Below are 20901 nucleotides of genomic sequence, written 5' to 3'. Positions count from 1 at the left end.
GCTATTCGCGGCTGACCAGCGACCAGGCGACGGTGCCCGTCGTGTCTGTCGTGTTCTCGTAGTCCTCCCAGATCGTCACGCCTGTCCCGATTGCACCGGAAACGGGCCACGAGTACCGCTGCGGCGCGGCCGTACACGGGATGGTCTGTGCCACCACCGGCGGTCCGGTGGGCTGAACGTTCTGGACGTCAGTCATGTCGGGCTGGGCGCCGAGTCGGAGCTCCAGCGTGTAGGTGCCCGCGCCGCGGCAGGCCATGACCAGGTCGTACGGCCCGTTTCCGTCGACTTCCGTCCAGCCGCTCGGGCCGAGTCCGTGACCGGGTTCGAAACTGGGCACCCCGCCACCGGCTCGCACCACGCGGCCGTCGTCGAGTTCGCCGCTCGGGCCGCCGACCAGGGATTCGATGTCGAGCCGTTTGTCGTCGGGGGCGAACTCCTCGTCGCCGGTGCCAAGTAGGGAGAACGCGAAACCGGATCGCCCGGCGCCCTTCGCATCCGTCAGCCGGACGGTCAGGCCGACGCCGATGGGGGTCATCAGTTCCGCGCGCACCGGTTCGGGCGACGATGTACAGAGCACCTTGATCGGCATGTCATGCGTCTTGAACCGATTGTGGTCGAGAGGTGAGCCGCCGGTGACCGTGAGGGTGATCTCGCCGGTGCCGGCGCACGCCGCGGTGAACTCGACCACCGGAGGGTAGATCTTCTTCGCCCACTGGTATCCGGCGACCACGGGCGAGGTGACCGTCACCATCGGGCGGCCGTCGGCGATCGCGTTCAACGCGGTGCGTTCCGGCCCGGTGAGTTGCGGCGCGGTGCGTTCCGGCCCGGTGGACGCGGACGCGGCCGGGGGAGCGGGGGTCAGCCGGGGCGCCGGTTCGCGGTGTCCGGCCACGACGGTGATGCCGCCGGCGATCGCCACGACCGCCGCCGCGGCGGACACGGCCGCGGTGGTGGCACGGCGCCTGCGCAAGGTACGTCGGGCCGCCGCGGCGCCGGGTGGCCGTATCGTCGGCACCGTCTCTTCACGCAGTTCGTCGAAGAGGTCCTTCAGCTGATCGGTGGTCACGACGCACCCCCGTGCGACTCGGAAGACTTGAGCCGGGCGGCGAGCGCGGCCCGCCCCCGGTGCAGGTGGGAGCGGACCGTCACCTCGGTGACGCGTTCCCGCAGGGCGATCTCGGCGACCGGCAGATCGGCCAGGTAATGCAGCACGATGGCTCGGCGCTGAGCCGGCGGCAGCGTTCCGAGCGCGGCGACCAGGGCGACCCGTTCCGGCCCGGGTCCTTCGGTCCGCGGTTCGTCCGGGCGCTGCCTGCGCAGGAAGTTGAGGGCGGTTCGGGCGCGACGCCACCGGCTGACGGCCAGATTCCAGGCGACCCGGCGGATCCAGGCGACCGGATCGTCGTACCTCGCTATGGTGTTCCACCTGGCCAGGGCGCGACAGAACGCCTCCTGGGCGACGTCCTGCGCCTCCTGCCGGTCGCCGAAGTACGCGTACAACTGCACGGCGAGGTCGGCGTACGCGGCGGCGTACACATCGTCGAAGCTGGGCGGATCGGCATCGGCCCGGATGGGTGTCTCCAGTGCGGATCTGGGGGTCACGGGGACTACACGCGGCCGCCCGGCGAAACGTTGCACCCCGGCCCCGGATCATAGGATGACTCGCATGACGCCCGAAGAGGTCGGTGAACGCCTGGTCCACCTGCTGGCGACCGACGATCCGGATAAGGGCACGGTCACGTCCGAGGTCTCCGGCGGTGGCCCCGGCCACGCCCGCGCGGTGGTCGACGTGCCTGTCGCCCGCTGGTGGTTCGCGGCCGAGGCGGCCCGTGACGCCGGTGCTCTGGGCTGCGACTTCTTCGACTGGCTCTCCGCGGTGGACGAGCTGGACGGCGGCTTCTCGGTGGTGGCGCACCTCTGGTCCACCCGCCGTCGGCACGGGGTGCTGTTGCGCACCCGGGTGTCGCGCGCGGATCCGGAGGTGGAGTCGCTGGTGGACCTCTACCCGGGTGCGGCCTGGCACGAGCGGGAGACGTTCGAGATGTTCGGCATCACCTTCGCCCGCCATCCCGACCTGCGCCCGCTGCTGCTGCCGCCGGAGTTCGAGGGCCACCCGCTGCGCAAGGAGTTCGTGCTGGCGGCCCGGGTGGCGAAACCGTGGCCGGGTGCCAAAGAGCCGGGCGAATCCGAGGGGGGTCCGGCCAAACGAGCCCCGATGCGCCCGCCAGGTGTCCCCGCGCCGAACGAGTGGGGCCCGCTCAAGGAGGAGAGGCAGTGATGGAACTCCTCATCCGGGTTCTCGCCGTGCTGGCCGGTTTCCTCGTGCTGCCGCTGGTCGTCGGTCAGGCCGAGCACAAGGTGATGGCGCACATGCAGGGCCGGGTCGGCCCGATGTATGCGGGCGCCTTCCACGGCTGGGCCCAGCTGATCGCGGACGGGGTGAAGTTCGTCCAGAAGGAGGACATCACCCCGCGTGACGCCGACCGGACGGTGTTCCGGCTGGCCCCGCTGGTGGCCCTGTTCCCGTACCTGGTGGTCGTGATGACCATCCCGATCGGCCCCGGCCTGGTGGCGCAGAGCCTGGACATCGGCCTGTTCCTGGTGCTCGCGGTGCTCGGCATCGGCGTGGTCGCGGTGCTGATGTCGGCGTGGGCGTCGGCCAACAAGTACAGCCTGCTCGGCGGTGTCCGGGGCGCCGCTCAGCTGCTGGGCTACGAGCTTCCGCTGGTCCTGGCCGCGGCGAGCGTCGCGATGGCGGCCGGCACGCTGAGCCTGCCCGGCATCGTCGAGGCGTGGCAGCCCTGGTGGCTGATCTGGCAGGCCCCGGCCGCCCTGGTCTTCTTCATCTCCGGTCTGGCCGAGATCCGCCGCCCACCCTTCGACATGCCGATCGCCGACTCGGAGCTGGTCTTCGGCTACATGACCGAGTACACCGGCTTGCGGTTCGCGTTCTTCCTGCTCGCCGAGTACGTCGGCATCGTCGTGATCGCGGCCTTGACCACGGTTCTGTTCCTGGGCGGCTGGCACGGGCCGATGGAGGACCAACTCGGCTGGCTGTGGACGTTCCTGAAGATCGGCGTCCTGTCCTTCGTGATCATCTGGCTGCGGGTCACGTACCCCCGCATGCGTGAGGACCAGCTACAACGCCTCTGCTGGCTGATCCTGGTCCCGGTCGCCCTGGCCCAACTGGTCCTCACGGTGGCCGTGAAGTCCCTTCTCTGAAACGCCGGGGCAAGGTCGCGCCGGAAGAGCCGAGCGGGCAGGATGGTCCCTTGTGAGTGACAACGGTGAGCGCATCGTGCCCGGCAAGGGCCTGCTCGACGGGCTCGCCGTAACTCTGAAGACCCTGACACGGCGATCCACCACCCAGCAGTACCCGGACGTGCAGCCTGACCTGCCGCCACGCTCCCGCGGCGTGATCGCGCTGTCCGAGGAGAACTGCACGGTCTGCATGCTCTGCGCGCGAGAGTGCCCCGACTGGTGCATCTACATCGACTCGCACAAGGAGGAGGTCGTCGTCCCGGGCGCCGCGCGCGCCCGCCAGCGCAATGTGCTGGACCGGTTCGACATCGACTTCTCCCTGTGCATGTACTGCGGGATCTGCATCGAGGTCTGCCCGTTCGACGCGCTGCACTGGACGCCCGAGTTCGAATACGCCGAGACCGACGTCCTCGACCTGCTGCACGACAAGAACCGGCTGGGCGAGTGGATGCGCACGGTGCCTCCGCCGCCCGCGCACGACGTCCTCGGTGAACCTTCCAAGGAGGAGGCCACCGCGGCGCGCAAGGCAGCCGGTCCGGGCGCGGCCACCGCCGCGAAGACCGCAAGACCGGCAGCGGTACGCGCCACACCCCGGACAACCGCACCCGCCGCCGCCCCGCCCGCGCCGGCCCGCCCGGCCGAACCACGACCCTCGGCGGAAGCACCCGCCCCAGAAGCGAAGGCGGAGGCACCAAAGCCGGATCCCCGACCGGAGGCGGATCAGTGACCGTCGCCGACGTGCTTCTGCTGGCGCTCGGCGCGGTCGCCGTAGGCGCGGGCTTCCTGGTGGTGACCAGCGCCCACCTGGTCCGCTCCGGCCTCTACCTGGTGGTCAGCCTGGGCGCGATGGCCGGCCTCTACCTGGTCCTGGGCGCCGAGCTGGTCGCCTGGGTCCAGATCCTGGTCTATGTGGGCGCCGTGGTGGTGCTCCTGCTGTTCGCCGTGATGCTGACCCGGGCTCCGATCGGCCCGTCCACCGACCTGGACCGGCCGGCGCTCCCGGCGGTCCTGATCGGGGGAGGCGCCGGACTGGGCCTGGCCGCCCTGTTCGCCGACGCCTTCCGCTGGGTCCACTACCCGGCCCCCGAGCCGGGCACCGCCGAGCGGGTCGGCGAGCAGATCTTCGGCGCCTGGGTGCTGCCGTTCGAGGTGCTCTCGATCCTGCTGCTGTCCGCCCTGGTCGGCGCGATCGTGCTGTCCCGCCCGGACATCGGCGCACGCACCCACATCGCCGCCGGGCAGCACGAGCGGGAGGCCTGATGCACGTCGTCATTCCGTACGTCGTCGGCGCCCTGCTGTTCGGCCTGGGCGTCTACGGCGTCCTGCGACGGCGCAACGCGATCCTGGTCCTGATGGCCGTCGAGTTGATGCTGAACGCGGTCAACCTGATCCTGATCACCGCCGACGTGTCGCTGCGCTCGGCATTGACCGGTGTGGCGATCGAGTCGTGGGCCCGCCCAGGTTCGGCCGCTCCGGGCACCGGCGGGGTGCTGGCCCTGTTCGTGATCGTGCTGGCCGCCGCCGAGGTGGGCGTGGGCCTGGCGATCATCCTGCAGTTCTACCGGATGCGTAAGGCGGTCGTGGTCGACGACGTACGGCTGGAAGCGGACGAGGAACGGGTGGCCGGGTGAGCATCGACGTCGCCGGGCCGCTGCTTCCGCTCGTACCCCTGCTGGTCGGTCTGCTCGGTCTGACCCTGCCGCCGGGCGACGGTGACCGGAACCGTCGGCGTCTCGCCGCAGCCTTCGGGGTATCCGGCGCCGCGGTGGCGCTGCTTCTCGCGTTTCGCCTGGTCCTGGAACCGGCCCAGCCGTCCGACGGTTGGGATGCCGGCCTGACGCTGGCGACGATCGGTGACCTGGAGGTCCGGTTCAGCACGTTCGTCGACGCCGCGGCCGCCTACGTGGCGCTGGCCGTCACGGTGGTCGCGCTGTTCGTGCAGATCTACTCGATCACCTACCTGCACGACGACCCCCGCTACGCGCCGTACGCGGCCCAGGTCAGCCTCTTCACCGGCGCGATGCTGCTGGTCGTCACCGGTAGCGACCTGATCCTGATGCTGATCGGCTGGGAGGTGATGGGCGCCTGCTCGTACCTGTTGATCGGCCATGATCGGCGGCTGCCGGAGGCGCCCGCCGCCGCGGTGAAGGCGTTCCTGGTCACCCGGGTCGGCGACATCGGTTTCCTGCTCGGCATCGCCGTCCTGGTCGCCGACGCGAAGAGCACCTACCTGCCGGACGTGCTCGCCCACGACTACTCGGCCGGCACGCTGACCGCCGCGCTGCTGTTGATCCTGGCCGGGGTGGCCGGCAAGAGCGCCCAGTTCCCGCTGCACACCTGGCTGCCCGACGCGATGGCCGGCCCCACTCCGATCTCGGCGCTGATCCACGCGGCCACGATGGTCGCGGCCGGCGTCTACGTGGTGTTCCGCCTGTACCCGCTCTACACGCAGTCCCCTGCTGCGCTCGCCACCCTCGCCGTGATGGCCGCGATCACGATCCTGATCGGCGCCCTGTCGGCGACCGTCCAGGATGACCTGAAACGGGTCCTGGCCTGGTCGACCGTCTCGCAGATCGGCTACATGACCGGCGCCCTGGCCGTCGGTTCACCGGCCGCCGCACTGTTCCACCTCCTCACCCACGCCGCGTTCAAGGCGCTGCTGTTCCTCGCGGCGGGCGCGGTGATCCACGCGGTCGGTACCAACCTGATGTCCCGGATGGGCGGCCTGCGCCCGCACATGCCGGTGACGTTCTGGTCGTTCGCGATCGGGCTGGGCGCGCTGGCCGGGCTGCCGCCGCTCTCCGGTTTCTGGTCGAAGGAGAACGTGTTGACCGCGGCCGCCCACGCCACCGAGGGCGGCGAGACCGCTCCGGCCTGGGCCGCCTGGCTGGTCTGGCTGGCCGCGCTGCTGTCGGTCGGGGTCACCGCCTGGTATGCGACCAGGTTGTTCCTGCGCGCGTTCTTCGGCCCGTCCCGGGCGTACGGCCCGTCCGGCCCGGCCTGGGAGGTCGGTTTCGACGACGGTCGCTACCAGGTCCCGGACCGTCCGCACGACCCGCCGGCCCCGATGCGTTGGCCGCTGATCCTGCTCGCCGTCCCGGCCGCCCTGCTCGGTCTGGCCGCGTTCGCCCCGGGGTTCCGGACCGCCCTCGAACTCGAAGACCCGCACCTGGGAGTGGCCGTCGCCCTGCCGATGCTGCTGCTCACCACCGGTGCCGGCACGGCCTGGTGGCTGTGGTGGGCGGTTCCCGGCACCGATCCGGCTCTCGTGTTCGGCCGGGCCCGGCCGTTCCTGGCCGCGGGTTTCCGCCTCGACGACGTCCAGCACCGGCTCGTGGTCCGCCCGGCCGAGGCGCTGGCCCGGTGGGCCACCATGGGCGACACCCGGATCGTCGACGCCGCCGTCACAGGCACCGGAACCGGCGCGACCCGGGCCGGTGACGCGCTCAAGGAGGCGCACCGGCTGCCGCTGCCGGCCGCCGCGGTCGCCGTCTGCGCCGCGGCCCTGCTGCTCGGCGCCATCGCCTGGTGGGGAGCCTGATGTACCGCGACTACATAGAGCCCGCCTGGTCCTGGCCGCAGGTCCTGCTGATCGCGCTGCTCGTGGTGCCCGCTCTGGGCGCGATCGTGGTGGCGCTGCTCCCGGCCACCCGGACCAGGCCCGCCGCCATCACCTTCGCCGCGGTCACGTTCGTGCTCTCGGTGCTGCCGGTTCTGGCCCGTCCGGCCGACGGCGGCTGGTTCGCCTACACGCCCACGGACCACACGCCGCTGGTGCCGTGGATCGACCTGGACCTACCGTGGGTGCCGGCCCTGGGGCTCGAGTTCCACCTCGGCGTCGACGGGGTGTCCTACCCGCTGATCGTGCTCACCGGGCTGCTCACGGTGCTCTGCTGCGCGTACACGCCGAAGAAGGGCCTGGCCGCGCTGCTGCTGATCCTCGAAGTGGGTGTGCTCGGCACCTTCCTGGCCCTCGACCTGATCCTGTTCTTCCTGTTCTTCGAGGTCGTGCTCCTGCCGATGTACGCGGTGATCGCCGGCTGGGGCGGCCCGAACCGCCGTGCCGCGGCCCGCAAATTCGTCCTCTATACCCTGGCCGGCTCGGTCCTGCTGCTGCTCGGTGTCCTGCTCGTGGTCACCGAGGCGGGCACCGGCGACCTGATCGAGCTCACCGGCTTCCCGCACCTCGACCGGACCACCCAGTGCGCGGCGTTCGCGCTGCTGGCGATTGCGTTCGCGGTGAAGGCCCCGCTCTGGCCGCTGCACACCTGGCTGCCCGACGCGCACACCGAGGCCCCGACGGTCGGCTCGGTGATCCTGGCCGGGGTGCTGTTGAAGATGGGCACCTACGGCCTGATCCGGGTCGGCCTGGGTGTCGCCCCCGACGGCGCCGCCTGGGCGTCCCCGGTGCTCGGCATCCTGGCCGTCATCGCGATCATCGCAGGTGCCCTGATCTGCCTGCGCCAGACCGAGCTGAAACGCCTGATCGCCTACTCCAGCGTGGGCCACATGGGTTTCGTGCTGCTCGGCATCGCCACCCTGTCGATCGCCGGCATCCAGGCCGCCCTGCTCGGCAACGTCGCGCACGGCCTGATCACCGGCCTGCTGTTCTTCCTGGCCGGAACGATCAAGGAACGGGCCGGTACCGGTTCCCTCAACCAGTTGAGCGGCCTGCGGGAGACCGCCCCGCGCCTGGCCGGCCTGTTCGGGTTCGCCGCGATCGCCTCGCTGGGGCTGCCCGGCCTGGCCGGTTTCTGGGGCGAGGCGTTCGCGGTGATCGCCGCCGTCGACCGGGGCGGCCCGCTCTGGCTGACCCTGGCCGCGATCGCCGCGATCGGCGGCGCCCTGACGGCCGCCTACTTCCTGCGTCTGCTGCGCCGCGTGACGCACGGTCCGGCCACCCCGGAGGTACGGTTGGTGGCCCCCGCCATCAGCGGCACCGAGTGGCTGGCCTGGTCTCCGCTGATCCTCCTGACCCTGGCCGTCGGCGTCGCCCCCGCCCTGGTCTTGTCCGGCACCGAACTTCCGCTGACCACCCTGCTGGGAATCCGCCCATGAGAAGCCAGGCCGTCGACCACATCGCGTTGCTGCCGCTCTACCTGGCCGCTGGGACCGCGGTCCTGGCCCTGCTGGCCGACCTGTTCACCGGCCGTCGACCGGTGATCATCGGCGTGACGGTCCTCGGCGCGCTCGCCACCGCAGCCGGCGCGCTCTCGGTGGGCCGGTGGGATCCGACGTTCTGCGCCACCGGCGGCTGTTCCTGGGTGCCGACCTGGCCGGCCGCCGTGACCGCGGCCCTCTTCGGTGTCCTGACCGCCGGAGTCCTGGCCCTGTCGGTGCCCACGCTCCGGATCGGCGCCGCTCCCGCCGGCGAGTATTGTTTCCTGCTCGCGTGTTCGATGACCGGTGGCGTGACCGTCGCCTACGCGGGTGACCTGCTGACCCTGATCGTCGGCCTGGAGACCCTGACCATCCCGCTGTACGTGCTGGTCGGCCTCCGCCGCTATGCCCCGATCGAGCGCCCGGATCTTCGGCCGGCCGCGGCCTCGCTGACGTTCTTCGTGGTCAGCGTCGTCTCGACGGCGATCGCTCTCCTCGGAATCGCCCTGAACTACGCCGCCACCGGCACCGTCCACCTGGCCCTGCTCGGCCCGGCCGCCACCCCGTTCGCCGCGTTGGCCGGGGTCGGCGCCGCGCTCCTGGTGATCGGCCTGGCCTTCAAGGTCGCCGCGGTTCCGCTGCACGCCTGGGCCCCGGCCACCTACGACGGCGCCCCGGTGCCGATCGCCGCCTACCTCTCCACCGCCTCGAAGCTGGGCGGCGTCCTGGCCCTGGCCGCCGTGGTGGCCCACCTGGACACCGGCGCGGTGATGTCGGCCCTGGCCGTCCTGACGATGACGGTCGGCAATCTGGTGGCACTGCGGCAGACCCGGATGGTCCGCCTGCTCGCCTGGTCGTCGGTGGCCCAGGCCGGCTACATCCTGGCGGCGTTGGCGATGGGCGCCCCGGGTGTTCCGGCCGCCCTGGCCTACGCCGTCTTCTTCGTGGTCCTGGAGCTGATCGCCTTCGGTGTGGTGGTGGCGCTACGCCCGCCGACGACCCTGATCCCCACCGCCGAGCAGGCCGAGGCCGACGGCGGTACGTTGGCGGACTTCCGCGGTGCCGCCCGTCGTCACCCATGGCTGGGCGCGGTGTTCGTACTGGCGATGGCCGGTCTCGCCGGCCTACCCCCGGGCTTGGCGGGCTTGTTCGCAAAGGTCTCGGTGGTCGAAGCCCTGGTGGCGGAGGGCTGGATCTGGCTGGCCGCGGTGGTGGTCATCAACGCGGTGGTGGCCCTTGCCTACTACGTGCGGGTGGCCGCGTTGCTCTACACGGTCCCCGACCACCCCGGTATCCACGTGGCGGATCCGGGCCTGATCTACGACGCCACCCATCCCCGCCACCGGGTGGACGTCCCGGTGGCCGCCGCATTGACCGCTGCCACCGCGCTGGCGGTCTTCCTGGGCTTCGCCCCCCAGCTGCTACTGAACGCCCTCACCTGATTTTACGGGGGCGACGACGGAACGGTTTCGTCCTACAATCCACGCGTGTCCATGATTCGTACACAGTGGCTGCTCCGTAGCGGCCTGGCCGTACTCACCACCGCCTCGGCCATTCTCCTGGCCTCACCCGCCCAGGCCGCGAGCACCGGCGCCGCCACGGCGAACGCCGACCAGGTGACCTTCGTCGCCGCCGCCAACCAGGCGAACAGCGTCAACATCACCCGCAGCGGACGTACCGTCACCTTCGACGACCGGGTCGCCATCCGCGCCGGCAAGGGCTGTAAAGCCGTCAAGGGTGACAAGACCAAGGTCCGCTGCACCACCACCAAGAACCCCGCCTGGATCCGGGTCTCCCTCGGCAACGGCCACGACGCCGTGGTCAACCGCACCGATGTCCGGATGGCCGTGTGGGCCGGCACCGGCGACGACCGCATCTGGGGCGGTACCGGCGCCGACATCCTGTGGGGCCAGGCCGGCAACGACCGCATCGCGGGTGGCAAGGGCAACGACACCATCGGCGACATCATGGGCGACACCGACAGCAGTACCGGTAACGACCTGATCTGGGGACAGGACGGCAACGACTCGATCAACGGCGGTTCCGGCAACGACGGCATCGACGGCGGCGCCGGCGACGACTACATGTTCGGCGGGCCGGGCGGCGACACCGTCTACGGACGCGACGGCCACGACACCGTCATGGGCCACGACTGGGCCAGCGGTGGCGTCGACACCGTCGATCACCTCTACGGTGGCAACGGCAACGACAGCATGGCCGGATTCACCGGTGACGACACCCTGGACGCCGGCAACGGCGACGACATGGTGTACGGCGGTGACGGTGCCGACAAGATCTACGGCGGTCCGGGCGCGGACGAGGTGAGCGGCGGCCTCGGCAACGACCGGGTCGACGGCGGCCCCGGCGGGGACGAGTTCCGTGAGTGGGACTACCGGCGTGGCTGGTCCGACTCCGACACCCTGATCGGCAGCGGCGGTGACTGGGTGACCTACCGCGAGCGCACCCTGCCGGTCACCGCCGACGCGGACGGGGTGACCGGGGACGACGGTCAGTCCGGTGAGCGCGACACGATCACCGCCGGCTTCGTCGGCTTCACCGGCGGCAAGGGCGCCGACCACCTCTACGCCTCGGCGCAGGGTTCCATGTTGGAGGGCGGAGCCGGTGACGACGTCCTCATGGGCTCACCCGCGACCGACCACATCTCCGGTGGACCGGGTCGTGACCAGATCGACGGCAAGGCCGGCGACGACATCCTGCTCGGCGACAACGTCGAATCCACGGTCGAGCCGATCGCCATCGCCGCCGACGTGATCATCGGTGGCGACGGCCGGGACCGTGTCGAGTTCACCACCTACGACCGCCCGATCACCATCGACCTGGACGGTGCGCAGGGCGACGACGGTGCGGCCGGCGAGGGCGACACGCTCGGCGCGGACATCGAGGACGTCTGGGGCACGCCGTTCGCGGACCAGATCACCGGGACCGACGCGGACAACGAGATCAAGGGCTACGGCGGCGGCGACAAGATCTACGGCCTGGGCGGTGACGACCGCCTCGACGGTGTGGGTGGCGCCGCCTTCCTCTACGGCGGCCCCGGCGACGACATCCTGTGGGGGCACGCCGGGTCGGGCCCGTCGGTCTACATGGACGGCGGACCGGACCGCGACCGCTGCCTGCTCGGCTCCACCGAGCCGGCTCCGGACATCTACCTCAACTGCGAAGAGGTCTTCTGACGGCCTTCAGCGAAGTCACAGCGCGCACACGGATGAACACGTAGGAAACCGATGTTCCTTGGAATGCGGGTCACGAGCCCGCATTCCGAAGGAGTCGAAGTTGTCCAGCCATCACAACGGCCTCAAGACGGCCGCCCTCCTGGGTCTGCTCACCGGCCTCATCCTGGCCGTGGGGTTCTGGCTCGGCGGCAGCACCGGCCTGGTGCTCGCCGTGTTCGTCTCGCTGGTGGCCAACGCTGTCAGCTACTTCTATTCCGACCGGATCGCGTTGCGGGCGATGGGCGCCCGCCCGGTGACCGAGGCGGAGCTGCCGGGGCTCTATGCGATCGTCCGTGAGCTCGCCGACACTGCGGGTCAGCCGATGCCGAGGCTCTACGTCTCGCCGACGATGCAGCCGAACGCGTTCGCGACCGGCCGTGATCCGCAGCACGCCGCGGTGGCGGTGACCACCGGCATCCTGAACCTGCTGGAGCCGCGCGAGATGCGGGCGGTGATCGGTCACGAGCTGTCGCACGTCTACAACCGCGACATCCTCATCTCCAGCGTCGCCGCGGGCCTGGCCGGCATCGTCACGATGCTCGCGAACCTGGCGTTCTTCCTGCCGTTCGGCGGTGACGACGAGGACAGCCCGAACCCGGCGGGCCTGCTGTTGATGATGATTCTCGGCCCGCTGGCCGCGTCGATCATCCAGCTGGCGATCTCCCGTAACCGCGAGTTCCAGGCGGACGCCTCCGGCGCCACGCTTACCGGCGACCCGCTCGCCCTGGCCAGTGCCCTGGAGAAGATCCATTACGGTACGGCCCGCGTACCCCTGCCGGCCGACGGCCGCCTGGCGAGCGCCGCCCACCTGATGATCGCCAACCCGTTCGCCGGTGGCGGGCTGGCCGCCCTGTTCAGCACGCACCCGCCGATGCAGGAGCGGGTCCGCCGCCTGCACGAGCAGGCGGCCCTGACCCGGCACCGGTGAGACGCTGCCCATAAACCGGATGAGCCTCCGGCACGCCGAGGTTAGCCTCGAAGAGCGTTTCGCTCGTTACCGATCTTGGCAGCCGGAGGCTCTCTGTGACCGCATTGCGTCAGTACCTTGGCGTGTGGCAACTGCCGGGAGCGAAGGTTCTGCTGGGCATCGGCATCCTGGCCCGGCTGGGCATCGGCATGACCCCGCTGGCGCTGCTCCTGCTGGTGGAGCAGACCACCGGGCGGTACGCGGCGGCCGGTCTGGCCGGCGGCGTCTATGCCCTGGCCGGTGCGGCGCTGAGCCCGGTCGCGGGCCGGTTGGCCGACCGGATCGGCGCCGGCCCGATCCTGCTGGCGACCGCGATTCTGCACCCGTTGGCCCTGGCCGGCCTGCTGCTGGCGAGCCGAGGTGGCGCGGACAACCTGGAGTGGATCTTCATGGCGTCGGCGGCGGCCGGTGCCACCTACCCGCCGTCGACAGCCGCGATCCGTCGCGCGTGGACGGACATGACCGCCCCCGGCACCGGCCGGCTCGAGCTGCGGTCGGCCGCGATCGCCGCCGAGACCTCCCTGTTCGAGCTGGTGTTCGTGCTCGGCCCGATGCTTGTCGCGGCGTTCCTGGTGGCCACCGCCGACCCGGCCGCCGCACTGATCTGCGCCGGTGTGGTGACGCTGGTCGGCACGGCGTGGGTGGCCCGGCTGCCGGTGATGCGGCATCGCGGCACCCATGATCCGGAGACCGCGGCGAAGGGCCTGGGCCCGCTGCGGACGAGGGGGTTCCCGGCGTTGCTGCTGTGTGTCACCGCCCTCGGCACGGCGTTCGGCGCGGCCGGTGTGATCGTTCCGGCCTACGCGGCCCAGCACGGTGGCGGCGAAGCCCTCGGCGGCGTGCTGCTGGGTGTCTGGGGGATCGGCAGCACGATCGGCGGCATCTGGTTCGGCACGCGCCGCCCGGCGATGGCCCTGTCCCGGCAGTTCGCGTGGCTGCTGGGTGCGGTGTCGGCGAGTTTCCTGGTGCTCGCGTTCATGCCGAGCCCGATCTGGCTGGGTGCCGCTCTCGTGCTGGGTGGCGCCACCATCGCGCCCGCACTGACCGTGGAGAACAGTCTGGTCGGCCGGATCTCCCCGGCCGGCATGCTGAACGAGGCGTACACCTGGATGGTCACCGTCTCGGTCAGCGGCAGCGCGGCCGGCGGTGCCCTGGCCGGTGTGATCGTCGACCAGCCGGGCGGTCTGCCCTGGTCGTTCGTGTTCGCGTCGGCGGTTCTGCTGCTGGCCACCGGGGTCGCCGCGATCCCGGAGGGCTCGATGGCCCGGGCCGACCGGCATGCCGGGGAGCGGCTGGCCACGGAGCTCGTCTGAGGGGCCGTCGCGATAGCCTGACGGGAAGAGCGTGACGAGGGGGCGGCGATGTCCAAAGAGGTCGAAAACCTGCGCGCGGCGGACACCGACCGCCAGCAGATCGCCGACCGGCTGAAGTTCGCGCTCGACGAGGGCCGTCTGTCGTTGCATGAGTATGACGAGCGCATCGGTCTGGCGTACGCCGCACGCACCCACGCCGAGTTGCTCGTCCTCGTGAAGGACCTCCCTCGTCCCGGATCGCGCGCCGGTCGGACCCGTCGTCTGCCGACCGCCCTGATCGTTCTCTGGACGATCTTCGGCGCCCTGGCGGCGGTGAACGTCGTGGTTTATGCCCTGGTCACCGTCTCTAACGGCGGCGGCATCTACCCGTGGCCGATCTGGCTGCTGGTGCCCGGTGTCGCGCTCGGCGCGGTGACCGTGGGCGTGCAGGCGATCCGCTCTCCGAACCGGAAAGATTGAGCCCCGCATGACCGCACCGAAACGCGTTCCGTTGTCCGTGCTCGACCTGGCCACCGTTCGCGAGGGCCACACCAGCGCCGATGCGCTGCGCGGCACCCTGGAGATCGCGGCGGCCGCCGACCAGTTGGGCTTCTCCCGGTTCTGGGTGGCCGAGCACCACAACATGCCGGCGGTCGCGTCGACGTCACCGCCGGTGCTGATCGGCGCGGTCGCGGCGCACACCCGTGACATCCGGGTCGGTTCCGGCGGCGTGATGCTGCCCAACCACATGCCCTTCGTGGTGGCCGAGCAGTTCGCCCTGCTGGAGGCGCTCTACCCGGGTCGTGTCGACCTGGGCATCGGCCGGGCGCCGGGCACCGACCAGGCGACCGCGGCCGCGTTGCGCGGCGTTTCGCCCTATCTGACGGTCGAGCAGTTCCCCGACCATCTGAAGACGCTGCTGGGCCTGCTCGGCGACGAGCGGGTGCCCACCGACCGGCTGTCCGCCACTCCGGCCGCCGAGTCGTTTCCCGAGGTCTGGATCCTCGGCTCGTCCACCTACGGTGCGCAGATCGCGGCCGCGCTGGGGCTGCCGTTCTGTTTCGCGTACCACTTCTCGGCGACCTCCGATGTGGATGGCGCGCTGCGGCTGTACCGGGACGGTTACCAGCCGTCACCACGGTTCCCGTTGCCGTGGGTGATGGTCAGTGCCTCGGTGTTGGCCGCCGAGACGACCGAGGAGGCCCACTACCTGGCCGGTCCGAGCCGGGTGATGGCGCTCAGTCTGCGTACCGGCCGCCTCGGCCCGATGGTCTCCCCGGAGACGGCCGCCCAGCGGCAGCTGTCCGACATGGACCGCGCGGTGCTGGAGTCGCTGCCCGGCACCCAGTTCGCCGGTACCGCCGACGAGGTGGTGGCCGCCCTGACGGATCTCGCCGACCGCACCGGCGCGGACGAGCTGATCCTGGCGGGCGCGGTCTTCGACCCGGCCACCCGCATCGACAGCCTGGCCCGCATCGCGAAAGCATGGACCCGATGACCTGGCACATCACCTCCGACGTCTCGGCTTTCGCCGAGTACGCCGGTCCTTTCCTGCGTTCGTCGCCGGTCCGGCACACGGTTCTGCTCACGGTCACCGCCTCCCTGCTTTCCAAGGGCCCACATGTGTACGGGGAAAGCGATCCGATTCTGGGCTGGTGGACCGACGACCGTACCGATGAGGTGTCCGGTGCCCTGCTGCAGACCCCGCCCTATCCGCTCACGTTGACCGAAGTGCCACCCGAGGCCGTTCCGGAGGCCGTCGCAGCCCTTTCGTCGCACCGACCCGCCGCCGTCAACATGCTGGTCCGTGACATCCCGGCGTTCACTGCGGCCTGGACCGCACAGCACGGTGGCACAGTTCACACCGGCCTGCAGACGCGCCTGTTCGAGCTGGCCGAGCTCACTCCGCCCGACCCGCTCCCACCGGGCGCGGCCCGCCTGGCCACGCCGGCCGACCGAGCGTTGTTGATCGACTGGTTCCGGAGCTTCCACGAGTACATCGGCGAGAAGCCGAACGATGTGGAGGCCTCGGTCGACGACCGGATGAGCCACGGCGGCGTAGCCCTCTGGGAGACGGACGGCGCACCCGTGTCGATGGCCGTCTACACCAGGCCGGAGGCCGGCATGGTCCGCGTCCAGTACGTCTGGACCCCACCCGAGCATCGCCGGCAGGGTTTCGCCGGCGCCGCGACGACCGCCGCGACCCGAAATGCGTTGGACGCCGGAGCGACGGACGTGGTCCTCTTCACCGACCTGGCGAACCCGACAAGCAACGCCCTGTACCCCCGGCTGGGCTACCGGCCGATCGAAGACCGAGCGGTGGTGGAGTTCTCCCGATGACCCTCTCTCCCGGTGTGGGCCGGCTGGTCTCGCTGAACGTCGGCGGCGCCGAGCCGAACCCGGCCAAGGACTCCGGCATGACCACGGGCATCGGCAAGCGCCCGGTCGACCACCCGCTGACGGTCCGCCGCCCCGGCCCGAAGACCACCGGCCTGCACAGCGGCGTGGTCGGCGACTTCATCGGCGACACCAAGCATCACGGCGGCGACGACCAGGCGGTGTACGCGTACTCACTGGAGGACTACGCCTGGTGGTCCGCCGAGCTCGGCCGAGAGCTGGCCCCCGGCCTGTTCGGCGAGAACCTGACCACCGAGGGCCTGGACCTCTACAACGCGCTGATCGGCGAACGCTGGCAGGTCGGTGACGAGGTGCTCCTGGAAACCACCTTCGGCCGCATCCCGTGCTCCACATTCCAGCACCGGATGGCCGAGCCGCGCTGGATCAAGCGTTTCGCAGCCGCCAACCGCACCGGCGCCTACCTGCGAATCGTCCGGGAGGGCACGATCACCCCCGGCGCCCGCATCGAGGTCGTGTCGCGCCCGGCACACGATTTGACGATCGCCGAGGCCTTCGACATCTACATGCACAACCCCCAGCATCTGTCCCGCCTGCTGGTGGCCGAGGCCTTACCGCCCCAGCTACGCACCGACATCGAGAAGCGCCTGGCCGACACCCCGTCCTGATGCTCCGGGGCGAAAGTCGCACAATGATCGTCTCCCTCGGAGGTCCTGTCCGGACCGATGGGTAGCAGAGCCGGCGGCACAGGCCTTCACACCTGTGCCGCCGGCGCTATTCCGGGAGGCCGGCAACCCATCGATCTGTTTCGCGGTTCGCCGCGAGCAGCGCGGTACCGAATTCCTCCGCCAGATGCTCCAGCCGGCCGGGCTCCTCGCACACGATGCCCGCTCATTCGGCAGGGATGCCGGACTCCGGGGACAGGGCGGCGGCGATTTCGCCCATCGATGTCACCACGACGTCGGCGGCGGCGAGGGCGTCGATCTTTCCGGCCTTACCGGCATAGCCGATCGAGGCGACCCCGGCGGCGTGAGCGGCTCGGATGTCGGAGGCGGAATCCCCGACGAGCACGCAGGACCGCGGATCGGCCCGGAGGGCACGCACGGCGTCAAGAACGGGTCCGGGAGCAGGCTTCATCAATTCGGGTTGCCCATACGCCCGGCCGACGATCACCGCGACAGAGCTGAAAAGACTATGAGCTTTGAGATACGCCGTGATCGCCACGGCCGAGTTGTTACTCACCACGGCGACGGGTAATCCACGGTCAGACGCGCCGAGGATCACCCGATGCCCGTACGGAGTCGGCGCGGCAACACCGACAGCGTGCAGTTCGGCGGCACACAGCGCGTCCTCGACCTCGATGAGCAGGTCTTGGGAGCACTTCTCACCGACCCATCGGAGGACAGCGAGAGGGTCGTGCATGTCCGGGGGCACGACCACACCCTTGCCGTTGAGCAGCGAGACGAGCTCACCCGCGACGCGAGGCGCCGGATACCCGGCGAAGACCGAGCAGACCGGCCCGTCGAAGTCCAGGAGCAGCGGCCCCGCACCCACCAGACCGAGCAGGCCCGACCGGCTCACAAGCCCCACCCACGCGCGACGACCGATCTGAGCACCTTCTCCTCCGGCCTGCCGGCTGGTCCGGAGACCACCGGATTTTGCCGAACTCCCAGGTCACAAACGAGAACGGCCCCGGGCAGCGTTTCCGCTGCCACCGGGGCCGTTATCAACGCCTGTGGCGGGTAGAGGATTCGAACCTCTGTAGCTTTCGCGACGGATTTACAGTCCGCCTTCTCCACGCTCTCTACCTGGTCAAATACCCTTGACTGGCTGGTTGCCGACACGTGTTCGACAGGAGTCGGGCGAGAAGAATCCGGTAAGGCGTCCGGAAGCAACAACATGGGGTGTGTCTGTTTTAGCAGTACACGCCACGGGCAGGTTAGATGTACTCAGGGCTTACAGCGTCTCGACGCTCGGTAGTCGACGATGGTTCAATGAGTCCATGCCGACCGTGCTAGTTCCGATCACTGGCTCGGTGCTGGCCTGGGCCATAGGCGAGGCGGGGCTCAGCAACGCTGAGGTGGCGAGCCAACTCGGCGTGAGCCAAAGCCAGATTGCTGACTGGATCGCGGGCACGGCGCATCCGAGCAAGACGAAGTTCGACCAGCTTCGAAAGCTGCTCGACCGGCCTGAGTCGGTCTTCTTCCTCGCGAGTCCGCCGCCGTCGTCCTCCAGCGCGACGCGATTTCGAAGTCATGCGAGCCGGACTGGGCCGCACACCCCTACTCCCGAAGACCTTAAAGCGATCAAGCTTGCTCAGAATCTCCAACGTGTCATGCGGTGGCTGGGGGAGGACCGCAGGGTCCTAGAAATTCCGCGTGCATCGATTGGCGACCCGCCTGAGGCCGTCGCTGAGGAAGCTCGGGCGTGGTTAGGCTGGTCGACTCGGGAGCAGATAAAGGCGAAGGACCACGAGGTAGCCAAACTCCTTAGGGCCCGGATCGAGCAGCGAGGAATCATCGCGCTCAACTTGACCTTAAGTGACGGCGGATTTCGTGGATTCTCGCTGCCGGATTCGATTGCTCCGGTGATCGCTATCAATACGCGAGATGACATTAGGGCGCGATCATTTTCCTACATTCATGAGTGTGGTCACCTCATGCTTGGCATCGAGTCAATTTGTGACGCCTCGCCGGCAAGTGGAACGGACACGTGGTGCGACAACGTAGCTGCGGCTTTTCTCATGCCGCGCCCAGTTCTCGCGGACTATATGCTTCGGAAGTTTCACGTACAGGAAGTTGATTCTCTCGAAGAGGTCCGTTGGGCGGCGAATCAGCTCAACGTTAGTTACCGCGCAATGGCTCGACGTTTTGAGTCGCTTGGCATGGGAGTGCCAGGTCTCTATGGCAAAATCAATAAGCTAATTTCCAATCAGTCCAGAGGCGGCGGCGTCGGGGGCCCGCCTCAGACGCGAGCCAGGCGAAAGTTGCAGCGGTATGGTGCCGGTTTTGTCGGGCGCCTTATGGCGGCTGAGGAAGAAGGTGAACTAGAGAACGCTGATCTGGTTGACCTCCTCAACCTGTCGAGAGCCGAGTTGAAGGAATTGCGGGGGCTACTCAATGAGGGTGCCGAGTAATGGCGGGCCGAGTCTATCTGCCCGACGACCGCGCCATGTTCGCCCTGATCGACGGATTTCCGCAGCGGCGTCAGGTGGCCTTCTGTAAAGCCATGACGCAATTAGTTCGCGCGAAGGAGTTCCGTTTCCCGCCGGAGGTGGCTGTCGATGTAGAGCGCCGCGCTGATCCTGAGACGGACACTCAGTTGCTTATCTGGCTTGAGGCGGTTCAGGGCAGCATGAGCTGTTCTGTCGCTTACGGATACAAGCGGAAGGCTCAGGGGTGGGCTCAAGCGAACGGCTATGCTGACGGTTTGGATTTCGTCGTCGAGGGCCGCGACGGAACGTGCATCGTTGCTGTCGTGGGCTACGTGCTTGAGCTTCAAGATGCTGGCGTCGAATGCTCAGTAATCACGAACGACCACCGCCCGCGCCCAGGGCGCGCACCCCTCGGCGAAGTCTGCAAAAAACTTACGATTCCGACCATCAGTCCAGCCGACTTCATCTCCAATGTTCTTCGGCCCATGACTATGCCGCCGCCAATTCCGCCTACAACGCGAGTGCGCTAGGGCGGACTCGCCCTTTAGACTTGTTCGATGTCACGAAATGGTGGCTTCAAATAGTGGCTTAGTGTTGGCGGCTTGCTAGTGGTTCCTGCGATAGTCATTCTGATCAAAATCTCACAGAATAGAAGTAGTGCGCGTGAAGGATCTGCCAGGGCAACTCCTCCGGCGAAGTCGACAACCGGGTACAGGGCTCCTTCGTGATGTTGCTTTAGCAGATTTCCGGTGGGATCGCCGCGAATATACCTGCCGCTTGCTCGATTGCCGTCCTTGTCCAATTCGTGCAATAGGGTGACGCCGTAGGTGAAGTCCTCGGAGTCGGCAGTGGGGTCTAGGAGGTTGCGAGGTCCGGCGATAAATCCTGGGTCGAGAACGCAGGTAAGATCCGGCCTGACCGAGATATCTAAGTCTTGGAGGTTACGCGCCACCGCCTGGGGGGATGACGCAGCATCGTATGCGAAGAGAACGAATGCTGGACGGTGAGTTCCGCCGATCGGGGCTAAGTCGTTTATGGACGATCGTTTCTTTCCGGCGTCGTTGATGCCGTCGACGGTAAGTCGGCTCTTGACCTCTATTGCTAGCTGTATCTCCTCAATGGGATGGAGTAGCTGATTCGTCTGCGCGAGGATGGTGGGGGAGTCTATTCGATCATAAAGCAGCAGGTCCATCTGCTTCGAATACTTACCGGCTGAGTCGAATAGTAGGCCGGTCCCTACCCCCAGCCGGCCTGGAAGCAGCCGCTCAAGGATTCTTGCTAAGGCAAGTTCATTTTCCCTCCCGCGCTCGCCTTGATGTGCTATCAGTCGGTTGAAAACCTCAACTTCGGCATGTAACCGATGGAGCGCGCCTGCCCAGTACTGGTCTATGATTCCCACTTGGTCCCCTAAGTCGTAATCATCAATGTAGGGCTCGAAAACGTGCTGTGACCAGGCATTCCATTCCACTGACTCACGTTGCCTGACGCTGCCTTACACCGCCAGGTGTCGCGGATGTGTCCCCGTCTCCTCCCGCGCGC

General features: G+C 68.9%; 21 protein-coding genes and 1 tRNA gene. 17 read left to right on the top strand and 5 right to left on the bottom strand.

Annotated elements, in window-relative coordinates; all coding sequences use genetic code 11:
* Position 1: 1 nt before the first annotated feature.
* Together Q0Z83_RS40980 and Q0Z83_RS40975 are read right to left on the bottom strand one after the other, a co-directional pair.
* The gene (locus Q0Z83_RS40980; RefSeq protein WP_317788782.1) at positions 2-1066 is read right to left on the bottom strand and encodes a hypothetical protein; all 1065 of its coding nucleotides are present in this window, start codon (positions 1064-1066) and stop codon (positions 2-4) included.
* On the bottom strand, positions 1063-1602 hold the full coding sequence (locus Q0Z83_RS40975) for an RNA polymerase sigma factor (protein ID WP_317788781.1): 540 nt from the start codon (positions 1600-1602) through the stop codon (positions 1063-1065). Before Q0Z83_RS40975 ends, Q0Z83_RS40980 begins: the two co-directional genes overlap by 4 nt.
* A 64-nt stretch (positions 1603-1666) precedes the next feature.
* On the opposite strand from Q0Z83_RS40975, the gene Q0Z83_RS40970 reads away from it, so the two are divergent.
* From Q0Z83_RS40970 to Q0Z83_RS40900, 15 genes are all read left to right on the top strand, one after another.
* Positions 1667-2278, top strand: a complete 612-nt coding sequence (locus tag Q0Z83_RS40970; RefSeq protein WP_317788779.1) for an NADH-quinone oxidoreductase subunit C — start codon at positions 1667-1669, stop codon at positions 2276-2278.
* On the top strand, positions 2278-3222 hold the full coding sequence (gene nuoH, locus Q0Z83_RS40965; RefSeq protein ID WP_317788778.1) for an NADH-quinone oxidoreductase subunit NuoH: 945 nt from the start codon (positions 2278-2280) through the stop codon (positions 3220-3222). Before Q0Z83_RS40970 ends, nuoH begins: the two co-directional genes overlap by 1 nt.
* 52 nt (positions 3223-3274) lie before the next feature.
* Complete coding sequence (locus Q0Z83_RS40960) at positions 3275-3988, top strand: NuoI/complex I 23 kDa subunit family protein (protein ID WP_317788777.1); 714 nt, start codon at positions 3275-3277, stop codon at positions 3986-3988.
* Positions 3985-4521: an NADH-quinone oxidoreductase subunit J family protein gene (locus Q0Z83_RS40955; RefSeq protein WP_317788775.1), complete on the top strand. Its 537-nt coding sequence runs from the start codon at positions 3985-3987 to the stop codon at positions 4519-4521. Before Q0Z83_RS40960 ends, Q0Z83_RS40955 begins: the two co-directional genes overlap by 4 nt.
* On the top strand, positions 4521-4892 hold the full coding sequence (gene nuoK, locus Q0Z83_RS40950) for an NADH-quinone oxidoreductase subunit NuoK (RefSeq protein WP_317788774.1): 372 nt from the start codon (positions 4521-4523) through the stop codon (positions 4890-4892). The genes Q0Z83_RS40955 and nuoK overlap by 1 nt, the downstream gene beginning before the upstream one ends.
* Entirely contained in the window at positions 4889-6802 is a 1914-nt protein-coding gene (locus Q0Z83_RS40945; protein WP_317788773.1) for an NADH-quinone oxidoreductase subunit 5 family protein, read from the top strand. Before nuoK ends, Q0Z83_RS40945 begins: the two co-directional genes overlap by 4 nt.
* Entirely contained in the window at positions 6802-8319 is a 1518-nt protein-coding gene (locus Q0Z83_RS40940; RefSeq protein WP_317797257.1) for a complex I subunit 4 family protein, read from the top strand. Before Q0Z83_RS40945 ends, Q0Z83_RS40940 begins: the two co-directional genes overlap by 1 nt.
* On the top strand, positions 8316-9803 hold the full coding sequence (locus Q0Z83_RS40935; protein WP_317788772.1) for an NADH-quinone oxidoreductase subunit N: 1488 nt from the start codon (positions 8316-8318) through the stop codon (positions 9801-9803). Before Q0Z83_RS40940 ends, Q0Z83_RS40935 begins: the two co-directional genes overlap by 4 nt.
* A gap of 51 nt (positions 9804-9854) precedes the next feature.
* A complete protein-coding gene (locus Q0Z83_RS40930) occupies positions 9855-11555 on the top strand; it encodes a calcium-binding protein (RefSeq protein WP_317797256.1) in 1701 nt (566 codons plus the stop codon).
* A gap of 100 nt (positions 11556-11655) precedes the next feature.
* Positions 11656-12522 carry a zinc metalloprotease HtpX gene (htpX, locus tag Q0Z83_RS40925; RefSeq protein WP_317788771.1) on the top strand — a complete coding sequence of 289 codons (867 nt, stop codon included), beginning with the start codon at positions 11656-11658 and terminating at the stop codon, positions 12520-12522.
* Between the two features lie 95 nt (positions 12523-12617).
* Positions 12618-13874, top strand: a complete 1257-nt coding sequence (locus Q0Z83_RS40920; protein WP_317788770.1) for an MFS transporter — start codon at positions 12618-12620, stop codon at positions 13872-13874.
* Between the two features lie 48 nt (positions 13875-13922).
* The gene (locus tag Q0Z83_RS40915) at positions 13923-14333 is read left to right on the top strand and encodes a DUF1707 SHOCT-like domain-containing protein (protein WP_317788769.1); all 411 of its coding nucleotides are present in this window, start codon (positions 13923-13925) and stop codon (positions 14331-14333) included.
* A 7-nt stretch (positions 14334-14340) separates the two neighbouring features.
* Positions 14341-15351 (top strand): LLM class flavin-dependent oxidoreductase, encoded by a 1011-nt coding sequence (locus Q0Z83_RS40910; protein ID WP_317788768.1) that lies wholly within the window; start codon positions 14341-14343, stop codon positions 15349-15351.
* Positions 15348-16193, top strand: coding sequence for a GNAT family N-acetyltransferase (locus Q0Z83_RS40905; protein WP_317788767.1), 846 nt, complete (start codon positions 15348-15350; stop codon positions 16191-16193). Before Q0Z83_RS40910 ends, Q0Z83_RS40905 begins: the two co-directional genes overlap by 4 nt.
* A gap of 14 nt (positions 16194-16207) precedes the next feature.
* Positions 16208-16876 carry an MOSC domain-containing protein gene (locus Q0Z83_RS40900; protein ID WP_317797255.1) on the top strand — a complete coding sequence of 223 codons (669 nt, stop codon included), beginning with the start codon at positions 16208-16210 and terminating at the stop codon, positions 16874-16876.
* Between the two features lie 223 nt (positions 16877-17099).
* Here Q0Z83_RS40900 and Q0Z83_RS40895 read toward each other — a convergent pair whose 3' ends face one another.
* Positions 17100-17789 (bottom strand): HAD family hydrolase, encoded by a 690-nt coding sequence (locus tag Q0Z83_RS40895; protein ID WP_317788766.1) that lies wholly within the window; start codon positions 17787-17789, stop codon positions 17100-17102.
* A gap of 155 nt (positions 17790-17944) precedes the next feature.
* Positions 17945-18030: transfer RNA gene (locus tag Q0Z83_RS40890), tRNA-Tyr, on the bottom strand.
* A 180-nt stretch (positions 18031-18210) separates the two neighbouring features.
* On the opposite strand from Q0Z83_RS40890, the gene Q0Z83_RS40885 reads away from it, so the two are divergent.
* On the top strand, positions 18211-19344 hold the full coding sequence (locus Q0Z83_RS40885; protein ID WP_317788765.1) for an XRE family transcriptional regulator: 1134 nt from the start codon (positions 18211-18213) through the stop codon (positions 19342-19344).
* A 35-nt stretch (positions 19345-19379) separates the two neighbouring features.
* Complete coding sequence (locus Q0Z83_RS40880) at positions 19380-19892, top strand: hypothetical protein (RefSeq protein WP_317788764.1); 513 nt, start codon at positions 19380-19382, stop codon at positions 19890-19892.
* Positions 19893-19906: 14 nt separating this feature from the next.
* On the opposite strand, the gene Q0Z83_RS40875 is transcribed toward Q0Z83_RS40880, so the two are convergent.
* Positions 19907-20830: a DUF6602 domain-containing protein gene (locus Q0Z83_RS40875; protein ID WP_317788763.1), complete on the bottom strand. Its 924-nt coding sequence runs from the start codon at positions 20828-20830 to the stop codon at positions 19907-19909.
* Positions 20831-20901: the final 71 nt, after the last annotated feature.

The organism is Actinoplanes sichuanensis (assembly GCF_033097365.1).
GTDB lineage: Bacteria > Actinomycetota > Actinomycetes > Mycobacteriales > Micromonosporaceae > Actinoplanes > Actinoplanes sichuanensis.
The sequence above is the reverse complement of the archived record's forward strand: the minus strand, read 5'-3'. Positions and strand labels throughout refer to the sequence as shown.